The organism is Desulfosarcina sp. (assembly GCF_033791525.1).
Lineage (GTDB): Bacteria > Desulfobacterota > Desulfobacteria > Desulfobacterales > Desulfosarcinaceae > Desulfosarcina.
In genome coordinates this window covers 1-11,665 of the sequence record NZ_JASJGN010000380.1, presented here as the reverse complement: position 1 = coordinate 11,665, position 11,665 = coordinate 1, and the positions used below count along the sequence as shown (strand labels likewise).

At 56.3% G+C, this 11,665-nt stretch carries 9 protein-coding genes and 1 pseudogene; all 10 read right to left on the bottom strand.

Annotation, left to right across the window (positions count from 1 at the left end):
* Positions 1 to 420: hypothetical protein (locus QNK41_RS18740; protein ID WP_319260020.1), on the bottom strand; the 420-nt coding region annotated here is incomplete at its 3' end.
* A gap of 32 nt (positions 421 to 452) precedes the next feature.
* The gene (locus QNK41_RS18735; protein WP_319260017.1) at positions 453 to 1,868 is read right to left on the bottom strand and encodes a hypothetical protein; all 1,416 of its coding nucleotides are present in this window, start codon (positions 1,866 to 1,868) and stop codon (positions 453 to 455) included.
* A 203-nt stretch (positions 1,869 to 2,071) separates the two neighbouring features.
* Complete coding sequence (locus tag QNK41_RS18730; RefSeq protein WP_319260015.1) at positions 2,072 to 2,290, bottom strand: PAS domain-containing protein; 219 nt, start codon at positions 2,288 to 2,290, stop codon at positions 2,072 to 2,074.
* Positions 2,291 to 2,624: 334 nt separating this feature from the next.
* Entirely contained in the window at positions 2,625 to 4,973 is a 2,349-nt protein-coding gene (locus QNK41_RS18725; protein WP_319260013.1) for a GAF domain-containing protein, read from the bottom strand.
* 248 nt (positions 4,974 to 5,221) lie between these two features.
* On the bottom strand, positions 5,222 to 5,383 hold the full coding sequence (locus QNK41_RS18720; protein ID WP_319260010.1) for a hypothetical protein: 162 nt from the start codon (positions 5,381 to 5,383) through the stop codon (positions 5,222 to 5,224).
* Positions 5,384 to 5,403: 20 nt separating this feature from the next.
* A complete protein-coding gene (gene qrcD / locus QNK41_RS18715) occupies positions 5,404 to 6,708 on the bottom strand; it encodes a menaquinone reductase integral membrane subunit QrcD (protein WP_319260007.1) in 1,305 nt (434 codons plus the stop codon).
* Positions 6,709 to 6,776: 68 nt separating this feature from the next.
* The gene (gene qrcC, locus QNK41_RS18710) at positions 6,777 to 7,604 is read right to left on the bottom strand and encodes a menaquinone reductase iron-sulfur cluster-binding subunit QrcC (RefSeq protein ID WP_319260005.1); all 828 of its coding nucleotides are present in this window, start codon (positions 7,602 to 7,604) and stop codon (positions 6,777 to 6,779) included.
* Between the two features lie 21 nt (positions 7,605 to 7,625).
* On the bottom strand, positions 7,626 to 9,794 hold the full coding sequence (gene qrcB / locus QNK41_RS18705) for a menaquinone reductase molybdopterin-binding-like subunit QrcB (protein ID WP_319260002.1): 2,169 nt from the start codon (positions 9,792 to 9,794) through the stop codon (positions 7,626 to 7,628).
* Between the two features lie 60 nt (positions 9,795 to 9,854).
* On the bottom strand, positions 9,855 to 10,544 hold the full coding sequence (gene qrcA / locus QNK41_RS18700) for a menaquinone reductase multiheme cytochrome c subunit QrcA (protein WP_319259999.1): 690 nt from the start codon (positions 10,542 to 10,544) through the stop codon (positions 9,855 to 9,857).
* Positions 10,545 to 11,176: 632 nt separating this feature from the next.
* Positions 11,177 to 11,665, bottom strand: a pseudogene (locus tag QNK41_RS18695) (hypothetical protein); the annotation flags it as partial.

The following is an 11,665-nucleotide window of genomic DNA, read 5'->3' as shown; positions in this document are numbered from 1 at the left end:
GCTGAAGGGCTTCTTACCGAGGGCCTGGGCCATCAGGGGCACCAGGCGGTCCAGTTTCAGTTGGGTGGTGTCCGGATACTTTTCGCGTTCAGGCCCCAACAACAATTCCCCACTGAGCCTGGGCAGGTGGGTGGTCGGCATTTGGAATTTCCCGGTTTTCGCTCCCTGGCCATGACACAGGCTGCAGTCCACGCTGGCAAAACGCTCGGGGCGCCACGTCCGGAAGAGTTCGGCCGCACGGGGTAACACCTCACTTTTCATGTGCGCCTTGCGCTGGTCGACGGCCATTTCGGCCCAGGTCAACCGTTTGCCCTCAAGACCGACAGGCCCCACACGTTTGGGATAGCACCCCCAGAAGACCAGGGTGGTCAGGGTTGCCATGCAGAGGGCTGTAATTGTTTTTCGAACGATGATGGGCATCTTTGTCTCACCATTGGGTCGGGGGAAGGGTGTTAATTCACTGGTGCTTGTCGCCGGGTAAACTTGCCGATGACAAGTATCACGATAATGATCACCCCGGTAGCCACCAGTAGCTGAAAGAGCCGCCAGAAGATATGGTCGATGCGCCTGTCCGCCGCCTCGTTGAACTGATCGAGGACCGTGCTGATCAGCGGGGTGGTGCTTTGGCCAGCGGAGGCTGTCATCTGGTTGAGGCTTTCCAGGGTTGCCTGAATTTTCTCGATAGCCGTGATATAGTCGCTGATGTCAAAGGGCTTGAACGGTGCTGCCGGGTCTTTTGGTTCAAAGCGGGCGGCAAGCTGGTCCACAGTGGAAACTAGTGTTTGGGCGGCCACTGCGGTCTGCTGCGTTCCCTGGATCAACCGTTCGGCATCGGCGGTTGTTTTCTCGAGACGGTTGAATGTGGAGTCAACGCGGTCAAGTGTCGCCTGAACATCCTTGTTGATCTGATGGAGCACGGTGGCTTTGTCATCGATGGCCTTGAGCACGGCGATGCGCTCACGGGTGATCAGGTGCTCGACATCCGTTAGCGCTGCCGCGCGTTCCTCCGCCACCTGTCCGGGAAGCTGTTCGAGCAAGCCAGCGAATCGATCGGCCGTCGTCCGGAATCCGGAGATATCTTTGAAGAGGGTTGCCATTTCGGGCTGCATGACCAGTTGTTTATAGACAAGTTCGGCCTGAAATCCGACGATGAGCTGCATTTTGGTTAACAGAAACATGGCCCTTTCGGAGGTCATACGGACCTCATCAACAGCCGCGGTAGCCTCTCTCACCGGGGCCAGCAGCCCGCCGGGCTTCTGTATCTCCTTCAGGTTGGGTTTTTTGCCAAGCTCCCCAAAATCGCTGAAGCGGATGTAATCCACCGCCACCTGACCCGGATTGTCTGAATACCAGTCCAGAATCAGATCCCTGAATTCATCCCCTTGCGCGGGTGTCATCACGCGTGCGACCAACTTCCACGCGTCCGTCTCCATCTTCTTGAACGCATCCACCATGATCGTGGCCGGCATGCCAAAGACCTGGGGACGCCAGTAGTCTTCCCATACCATCCGGTTCAAGGTCGCCATGACCACTATATCCAGCAATGCGGGTCCCGGATTGGGCCCTGCCGCAATTTCCGTGGCGGCGCTCAGCGAATAGACCTTTCTTGCGGACGCAATCAAGCGGCCTTGGGGTGTGGGTATGGCCTTTTCGAAGTCAAACGCAGCCTGGCCGATGGTGGCGATAAACCGGTTGGCATAGCTGATCACCGCCGATTGGAGCTCTTCCTGTGACATCTGATCGGCGCTTTCGGCTTCTACCGATGCCGGCGGCCGTGAACCGGCCGCTAATACCTGGGATGAAAAGGTTACCAGCCCGGCCAGTGTCAGGACTGAAAGAGAAAGGATCGTAGAATAATTCCTGGGCATCGTCATAAGAATCCTTGCCCCGTAAACACTTTAGATAGGTAGATTGGCCGTATCGATTCTTGAGGTACGCAAAGACCGTTCAATCATCGAAAAGGTCCAGATCCGGATAGAGTTTTCTGGCGCAGTCCGGACAGATCCCATGGCTGAAGTCGGCTTCCGAATGATCTCGGATATAGGCTTCGATTTGATTCCAATACCCGCCGTCATCCCTGATTTTTTTGCAGGATGCACATATGGGCAACAACCCGCTGAGCCGGTTGACCGATCAGCTCTTCCTGAGGATAGGAAAACATCTTTTCAATCAGTCGGTTGACGTAAAGCATCCGTCCGTGTGCATCAACCATGAGAAATCCGGCAGGCGCCTGGGTCATCAGGCATTCTAAATGGCTGGGTATTTTTGGGTCGGGCTTTTCAGTGGCCATTTGATCTTGTCCGTTATTGGCACGCATTGACCGTAAGGATAAAAATCGAATTCCAGTTCGCGCGCTAACCCTGCCGCAAGCGACGGAGAATGCGTTCGCTATCGCGGCTCACCACCTAATAATAGATGCTTGAGGCGGGGCCGGGCCTGTCTTAACGAGGAACGATCATCGTTAATGCGAAATGGCATGGTGCAGGATGAAAATATACCAAAGGCTACATTGGACCAATCAATTTTGCAAGACCGGCTCACCGGTTTTTCCTGGTCATCCACATTCAATCTATACCGACCCGCATGATTGAGAAACAGTGGGTATTATTCCCGGCCGGGTCCGGCTACCCTGCCAGCTGTTCGATCCCCCGGGCGGCAGCACCGGCTTCCTGGTTCACACTTACGCGAAGTGCTTTGAGCCCCTGGACACCGGGGAGGTTTTCCAGCTCAATGGCCTCCAGGTCTCCCAACAGGTGTTCACGGCTTTGCAGGTAGTCGATGTGGCGCCGGATATCCCTGCCTTCCTTGGGATGAGAGTAGACGATGGCGATTTTGCCCGGCTGGGTAAGGCGTTCACGGCCGCCCTTGACCATGGCTTTGTCCAGGCGGGATTTAATGATCTCATGGCGCACGTCATAAGCGCCGTCTACATCGAAGCGCTTTTCATCGTAGCGGAAGCGTATGGAGAGGGGAGCGTGATTGACCAGGATCAGGTGACAGATATCCAGCGGAACCTTCAGCTCCGACTGGATCTTTCGGGTATGCCAGGCCAGCCCGCAGGCGATCTTGAATTGCCACAGGGCCAGGTTCTTCTGGAAAAACGGATTGTGTTTCCCTTCCGGATGCATGGACGCGCCCAGATAGATCACGTAGTCGATGCCGTCGGTTTGGTGCTTTTCAAAATAGTGGGGGAATATTTTCTGGGCATCGGCCTGCTCCCGGTCTACATAGCCCGACAGTCGCTCATTGAGTCTGGAGACGCTCTCTTCAAACGCCTTGCGCTTGCGATAGACCACACCCATCACCGGGTCCACCGCCTGTTTATACCCGTCGATGGCATGGCTGACACCGGGGCCGATGGCGCGCAGTTCGGCGAAACTGGGTTCTATTTCCTGATGGAGAAAGGATGCGACCAGGGTTTCCTCTTGGGTGGAGAGGCCGGCCTTGATTCCGGCGATGCGCTTGTCGATTCGGTAGCTGAATTCGTCAATCAGCGGCCAGGATTTGGCTTCGGCGGCGCGTTGCATGATGGTCCCGGCCAGGCTCAACTGTTCGGTCAGGTCCGCCTGGATGCTCTGCACCCGGGCTTCCGAGGAGCCCCGAATGTCTGACTGGCCGAACAGGGGGATCACCTCCTTGAAGATGATCGGTTCCATTTCTGAGGGTTTGCCCTGGCGCAGCCGTTCCATATGGTCCATGGCGGCATTGCGGAAGCGCCACTCGACGGACGGGTGAACGGCGGTGCATTTTTCCTTGATGACCGACTGAACCGCATTGTTCATGTCGTCCAGACCGCGTTTGAGGGCCATGGAAAATAGAGGGACGATATGGCGCATTTTTTCGATGTCCACGGCACCTAAACCATGGGGTTGATCGGATTTGACCCAAAATGTGCCGATTGCCTCACCGCCAAAATAGAGCGGTGCGATAAGCAAGGATCGCACACCATGGTCGACGGCCTCCTGTTCGGCCGGACACAGGTTCGGCTCTTTGCTCAGGTCGGGAATCCGCAGGATCTCCTTGTGATCGACGGCCTGGAGCCACACCGAATTTTTCAGATCGCTCATGGGGATATGGCTGGAATTGGTGAACAGGCAGTTGGCTTTGGATGTGTGTCCGTCGTTGAGGATCAGTACCTGATCCCCCTGAATCGCTGCCAGGCTTGCTTTCAGTTCTGGCTGGCCGAACAGGGTGCGCAGGCGGCTCTGCAGCCGTTTGAAACCGTCGGCCGAAAAGATGGATTCCTGGTCGATCAGGTCTCGTTCCAGGGCAGATGTGATCTCGGATTCGGTGACGTCAACGGCACGCACAACGGTGAATCCCCGGAAAATGAAATCACCGGGGGGCAACAAAGCTGTCAGCACCTCCGGGTTGGCGATGTGCTCGATCACCCGCTCCCGCTGCTGCTCGGTCAATTCGCGTGGTTTGCCCACAGTTCCCACCTGAACAAACTGAAAGTCGGGTGTGACCTGGAAATGGCGTTCCAGACCCGTCGTCGGATCGGTAATGATACGGATAAGGGGACTGTTCACCCCCTGGTCGATCCCGTAGAGTCGCTTGAGAATGAGGGCGTAGGCGCGGATGAAACGCTGAAAATTCAGGGTATTGTTCTCACCTTTGAGGCGTCCGGCGATCTTTCCGCCGCTATCGTAGAGAAGCTCACGGTAAGCCGGTGTGCAATAGATGGTGTCGTGTTGAAAGGGGGTGAATGCACCACTGATCTCCGTTTCCCAGGTTGACGAGGGAAAGGCCACACTCATTAGCGGTGAAAGGATATCCGTGTGGCGGGCGGCCAAATCCGGCCGGTCGATATCTCCCTTCAATTCTGGCGTCTCTTGAACCCGTTTTTCAAAGACCTCAAACATCTCGGCCATATACGGGCAGTTTGGCGATACTTTTTCGCGCCAGAATTCAAGCAAGGGGTCGATGCTGAGGACGGTTCGAAATTCGTCTGCCGTGGAATGATTGGACATGACTGCACTCCTTTCAACCGCCGTATGTGTTAAGGCGATGGTATCTAACACTCAGCTGCCTTGACGGTTATTCCAACACAATAATCACCAATCGTCTAAATGCCAATGTCGGTCAGTGCAAGGTCACTACTGGTTCATCCTTGCCGTGCACCTGGGTGGGCCAGGGCAACAAAAAGTAAAGCGCCTCTCCCAAGGACCGCAGTCCGGGACAGGCGCTTATTGCTGGTTTCGTCAGGTGGGGCAGACGGTTAGTGGTGGCCGTGGCCGCCCTTGCCCTTGGCCGAGTCGATCACGGCCTTGATCACGCAATAGGTCATGCCGATACCGATGATGTTCAATGCGTACCAGAGACCGCCATGAAATACTATGTGGCCGGCGTCCCAGATCCATTCAAAACTGAAAGGAAACATGTTTTCTCCTCTTTAAGCGGCTATGCGTTAGCCGGTTTTAGATCCGGAGTTGATTCCGTGTGTGCTTCCACCGCCATGGCCGTCTCCTCCTCGATAGGGTTCAACTCTGCCTCCTGGGGAAAGATCGGCAGGTAGCGGTAGGAAATCATGATCAGAATGATGCCGTAGGCGACCGGCAGGATGGTCGTGGCCACTTCCTGCCAGCTGGGATAATACAGTGCCCAGGTGTCAAATGGCATAATCGGCACGGCCATAACCTGCAACACCATGACCCAGCGGTTCAGGGACACGCCCATGACGCCCAAAAAGAAGGCGGTTACGCGCCAGGTGGGGTTTTTCCTCAAGGGTGCGCTGATCAGGATGATGGCCGGCACCACACCGCCCAGGATAATCTCGGCAAAGAGAATCCAGTAGCCGTAAAAGGCGTTCCCGGTGTAAAAGTCAGCCAGGTTCTGTCCCAACCCTGGTGCCGTGATATTGGCCCAGCGGGTCGTATCGCAAATCTTGGCGATGGTGTAGGTGAAGATCATCCAGCCGGAGATCTTGGCCAGCAGTTCAACCACGTTGTCTTTGACCAGTTTTTTTCGGGCCACCTTTTCGGTGATCCAGGTGATCAACAGGGTGAAGCTGGGACCGTAGGCGGCGGCTGACCAGGTGAAGAGAAAGAAGGTCCAGGGCCAGATGAGCAGGCCTTCGCGAAAGGCAAAGGGCCGCCCGAAAAGCACGCCGGCCACGCCACCCAATGACCCTTGATGAAAAAAGGAGAGGAACGCGCCGGTGGCGGCGAAGACCGCCATGGTTTCATGCATGTTGTGGCTCAGGTTGTGAAAGAAGGGCACCTTGTCAAGCTGGCGGTTTTCCAGGATCAGGGGAATGTACTCGATGGTCAGCACGGCAAAGTAGGCCGACAGGCAGAAGGCCACCTCGGTGAGCATGGAGTGCACGTTGGCGTGCCAGAAGATAAACCAGCCGCGCAGGGGTTGGCCGATATCGATGGCCAGGATCAAGAGCGCCGAGCTGTAGCAGATGAAACCGATGAGCACCGCATAGTTGATGATGTTCTTGAGCTCATCCTTGCCGATAATGTACTTGAGCAGGCCGCTGAAGAAGGCGCCGCCGCCCAGGGCGATGACGGCCAGGTCCGCCCAGATCCACAGGGCGAAACCATAGTAGTCGTTCATGTTGGTCTGGTTCAGACCCTTGAACCAGCACAGCAGCATGGCATAAACGCCCCACGCAAGGACAGCGCCCACAATGCCCAGTCCCAGGAGGAACTGCCACATGGGGCAACGCTTGACGCCTTTGGGTATTAACGCAGAATCCATAGGGTAAGTACTCCTTGATCTGTCAGGTTTGCCGTTCTTAGCTAATAGCCTTTACCGCCATGGCGATATCAATGGTGCAGCTTGGCTAACTGCCCGGTCTTTTCGTGGGCGAGGTAGTTGTCTCCTGCCCGCCGGACCCATTCTCGGCTGGACAGATAGTAGACTTTGGTATTGGTGCCTGTTCGCTCCAGGAGCCGGAATGCCTTGGGGTTCCTGGAGCGGTTGCCGTTATTGGAGTCCGGTTTGACGATCTGGTGGACCTGGTGCTCCGGATTGTTCAGATCGCCGAAAACGATGGCACCGGCCGGACATGCCTGTGTGCAGGCGGTCTGGTAGGCCGCTTCAGGCACCCGGCGTTCTCCGTCAAGATAGGCTTTGTTTTTGGCCAGCTGGTAGCGATGGAAGCAGAAACTGCATTTTTCCACTACCCCGCGCATGCGCGGGGACACGTCAGGGCTCAGGTATTTCTCCATGCCGTCCGGCCAGACCGGATCCCACCAGTTAAAATACCGGGCGTGGTAGGGGCAGGCACCCATGCAGTACCTGCAGCCGAAGCATCGGGTAACTATCTGGCTGACGATGCCCGTCTCCCGGCTGTAGTCGGTAGCGGTTGCCGGGCAGACCGACACGCACGGGCTGTGGCCCTCGTGGCCTTCACAGTGCTGGCACGGCCGAGGTAAATAACAGATATCCGAATCCGGAAATGATTTACCGTTGGTCAGCTTGAAAATTCGCATCCAGGTGATGCTGACCCGTTTATCTGACTCATCTTCTTTAAACGGTATGTTGTTCTCGGCCATGCAGGCGACCATGCAGGCGCCGCAACCGGTGCATTTGTCAAGATCGATGGCCATTCCGTATTTCATTGGCGTGCCGTGTGTCTGCGCTTGTTTCATCAGAACCTCGTGTCAGGTGGGTTAGGCTTTATCCAGCTTCGCCCGGATTCCCCAGGCTGCATCAAAACCGGTCGACGGGTCCTCGACCGGGCCGATGAGTTCGTTGACGTTGACTCCCTTGCCTGCCAGGTAGCCGTCATAGGCAGTATGTCCCAGCCCCCTGACCATGGCCAATACACCGGGTTGAATGCCTTCGAACAGGTGGACGCGTACCAGGGCTTCACCCCGGGGAGTGGTCAGGGTGGCCCGATCACCTTCGCCGAGTCCGACCCCACTTGCGGTTAGCGGATTGATTTCGATGAAGCCATCCGTGCCCTGGATGACGGTGTCGGAAACGGCCTTGATCATGAAGGGGGCTTCGCCCATATATCCGCTGGTGAGCTGAATGGAGTCATAGGGCACCAGTAAAAGGGGGAAGCTGTTTACATCGCCTTCGGCCTGAACGGCCGGTGCATCCAGCCCCGCCAGTTGAATCGAACCGGCTACGGGGTCGGTATCGGCTCGCACCCATACACCCGTTTCCATAAGGGTATCCCATTTTTCCGCCAGGGTTTCCTCAAGGCAGGTTTCGTAGTCATCCCACGGAAACGCGTCGGCGATGGACCCGCCCATGGCCTTGGCCGTCATGATCAGAACTTCGCCCAGGTGGCGTGTGTTGAACTGGGGAGACACCACCGGTTTGCTCAATCCAATCATCTGCTGGACAAGGCCGGCGCCCACCGGGACATCCTCGTAACGCTCCAGGTAGACGTGATCGGGCATCAGTAGATCGGCCATGGCGGCAGTTTCATCTTGAAATGACGAGAAACTGACAATGAACGGGATGCGGGCGAAGGCCGCCTTTACGTGCTGGGTGTCAGGCAGATAGTGGCAGGGATTGGCACCGGCCACCAAAAGGACTTGCAGGGGATAGGGCCCACCTCCGTTGACACTATCGGCCAGCCGGTTGGTCAGGTATCGGGCGTCGGTGTATTTGCCGGTACCAGCGCCATCGAGGCGCGGTTGATCGAGGCCGGCAGAGGCCAGGTTGTCGGTGGCCACATCGGGCCACTGGATGTAGTCCGCTTCCGGAATAGCCCACATGCCGCCTTCCTGGTTGATGTTTCCCGTCAGGGCGTTGAGGATGTAAACTGCGGCGGTTTCCCGCAGGCTTACGGCCGTTTGGGCCTTGCCCCGTCCGCACAGCGCCAGGGGACGATCGGCCCGGGCAAAGCCCTTGGCCACTTCGACGATCACCGCCGCATCAATGCCGGTCGTCTGCGCTACCTTTTGGGGCTCATAGTTGGCCAGCAGGTCGTTTTCCCAGCCGCTAAGGCCGGAGACGTCACCGGTGTCCGCTATGCCGTTGGCCACCATCACGGCGGCAATGCCCAGGGCCAGGTCGGCTTCGGTGCCCGGGTTGATCGGTATCCATCGGGTGGCCTTGGCCGCACTGTTGGACAGGCGCGGCTCCACCTGGACGACGGGGATGTCTTTTTCTTTCCAGAGACTGGCAGCCTTGAACATGCGGACCGGTGACCCCCAGCCGTCAACGAAGCCGCTGCCGAAGCTGAGAACGTAGTCGGCATTCTCCACATCGAAACCGGTTCGTCCGTCCGCCCCGAAAAGGGCTTTTACGGTCAACTCATCAACGTCCCGGTAGGACGGTGACCGCATAAAATTGGGGGATCCATAGGCCGCCATGAACCGCTGGATCAACGCCGGCACCGTGCCGCTGTCCGATCCGGCGAGGGCGGCCACGGTGTGGGCTTCGCCCTTGTCGCGGATGTCGGTCAGTTTTTCCGTCAGGATGGCGAAGGCCTCATCCCAGGAAATTTTCTGCCATTTGCCTTCGCCCCGCTCGCCGATGCGTTTCATGGGCGACTTGATTCGGGTGGGGCCGTAGAGCATCTGAAGTCCGGAAAGTCCCAGGATGCAGATGCTGCCGTCGTTGACGGGGTGACCCGACTGACCCTCGATTTTAACGGCGCGGCTGTCGACCTTGCGAACGGAGATGCCGCACCCGCCCGGGCACAGGGTACAGGTTGAGTCTTCGTAGACCACCTCTCCGTCCGGTGGGACCGGCGTCCAGGGCCACATCTGCGACCAGATGGAGGAGTCATCCATCAGTTTCCACGGCAATGGCGACAGGGCTGTGCCTGCTGCGCCGCCGATCACAAACGACAAGAAACTTCTTCGGTCAACTTTCATCGATTATCCCTCACCTTATCCAAATCAGAAGCTGAAATCGTTATCCGGGGCATGATTCAATTATTTGTGGCAGACAAAACAGGCATCGCGATCGGTCTGGACGCTGGAGGTGTGAATCATGCCCGCCTCCTTGTGGCATTGGGCACAGTCATCCATCTTCATGCGGTCCCAGCTGTTTTTCTTGAGGCCGGCGATGTCTTTGCCCCAGATGTCGCGGCTGTACCCGGTGATCCGGTTGTATTCATAAGGGCGGGACACCTCCGATTCACCGATATGGCCGTGGCAGACCACACAGTCCATTTTGGCGCCGATCACGTGGGCGGAATGGGAAAAGAACACGCAGTCCGGCTGGCGGGAATAGGAGAGCCAGGGCACCTCCCGTTCCTTGGCCACATACTGCTCGACGAAGGTGGCTTCGTCTTCGGTATCACCCATGGGCTCTTCATGGCATTCCGTGCATTGGGCAAGCTTGGGAATGCCCGAAAAACTACCGTCCTCTCTGAAGTAATGGCAGCCTTCGCAGCCCTCACCCACCTCTTCGACATGCAAGGCGTGGTTGAAATTCAGGGGTTGCTGCTTTTGGGAGTACAGGAGTTTGGGAAAGATGACCCACCCCAACACCATGCTGGCTGCAAAACCGATGATGAAGAACAGGATGATAAATCCACCGGCACCGCTCTCCTTGGCGTCGCTGCCATGTGCCGCATGATCCTCCATCCCCGCTTTGGCCTTTTCGTCTAAGGTGCTCATGGAATCTCCGTCAACCGCTGTGTGATGATTGGTCCTGTGTAACTGACTTTTTTTAAAACCCCAGTGCCGGCCGCCGCATCGACCGATAGTCCATGCCGTTCTAATTCCGAACGCGCCGGCTTCGTTCCCGATGGTTTCATGTCTACATAATTCAGGCGGGATACAATCCCGCCTTCGGGTACAAAAAACACTGAAGGTGGAGCTTGCGACTTTCTATCGGCAGTCGGTCGTTTTGTCAAGAAAAAATCCTTGAAAACAGGCCGTTGACCGAACTCCGCTGGCCTGTTGCAAACAGCGGCGGAGTGTTGATTTGCCGAGTGTGTGCGGCATGTGGTCGGCTTATCCTGGAACCACCGTGGCGCACACCCTTGCCGTGAGCCATCGGGGGGTGATGCGGTAAGAACGGACTTGACATGCGAGCATCAAATATTATTTTCTCCCAGTTTTTGCAAACTGTTATTTCGGCAGCCAGGTGAGTATGTCTGTCATGCACAGGCGTGCCATAACTCGTGTCCATCCATAAATGGCCAATTTGCCCGATATCTGCGTTATTCGAAAAATTTTATCCTCGGAATATCAAACATATGCTTCCGGTAAAATTTTTCGAAAGCCTTGATCTCGACCCAAACTGCCTATTTCTGGACGGACACTAGATAGGCAGGAAAAGCCTCCGTTCCGCTCAGGGTACTGAACCCTTCATCCACGAAAACATCATCATCCTCATATTTGAACATTACATGCCCATCGACATGATCAACGATTCGGGCATCCACCACCAGCTCGACTTTAGCCAGATCCACGTCACTGTTTGTTTCATCTTCCACCGTTGGATCGTTGAAATCGATGGTTTCGTACCCGGCTTCGACTTCGACAAGGCCACTGATTTTCAAACGATCATACCACCGGTCGCTCGCCACCGGCCGTTCGACGGCCTTTTCAAGCTGCTCAATTCGATTTTCAAGGCTTTTAACGCCACCTGCTCTTTCAGTTGCCCCATCCGCTGGGCCAATCGTTTCCTGAGCGGATAGAAATGTTGGAAGGAAGATAAGAATAAAGAACAAACACAGGACATTCTTTTTCAGGCGACCATTTCTCCAATCTGGGTATGAATCAAAAAGAAA

Excerpts from the sequence above, each read along its gene's own strand:
- QNK41_RS18730 (WP_319260015.1), bottom strand. The coding sequence starts at position 2,290 with ATGGCCACTGAAAAGCCCGACCCAAAAATACCCAGCCATTTAGAATGC.
- QNK41_RS18735 (WP_319260017.1), bottom strand. The coding sequence starts at position 1,868 with ATGCCCAGGAATTATTCTACGATCCTTTCTCTTTCAGTCCTGACACTG.
- qrcB (WP_319260002.1), bottom strand. The coding sequence starts at position 9,794 with ATGAAAGTTGACCGAAGAAGTTTCTTGTCGTTTGTGATCGGCGGCGCA.
- qrcD (WP_319260007.1), bottom strand. The coding sequence starts at position 6,708 with ATGGATTCTGCGTTAATACCCAAAGGCGTCAAGCGTTGCCCCATGTGG.
- qrcA (WP_319259999.1), bottom strand. The coding sequence starts at position 10,544 with ATGAGCACCTTAGACGAAAAGGCCAAAGCGGGGATGGAGGATCATGCG.
- QNK41_RS18725 (WP_319260013.1), bottom strand. The coding sequence starts at position 4,973 with ATGTCCAATCATTCCACGGCAGACGAATTTCGAACCGTCCTCAGCATC.
- qrcC (WP_319260005.1), bottom strand. The coding sequence starts at position 7,604 with ATGAAACAAGCGCAGACACACGGCACGCCAATGAAATACGGAATGGCC.
- QNK41_RS18720 (WP_319260010.1), bottom strand. The coding sequence starts at position 5,383 with ATGTTTCCTTTCAGTTTTGAATGGATCTGGGACGCCGGCCACATAGTA.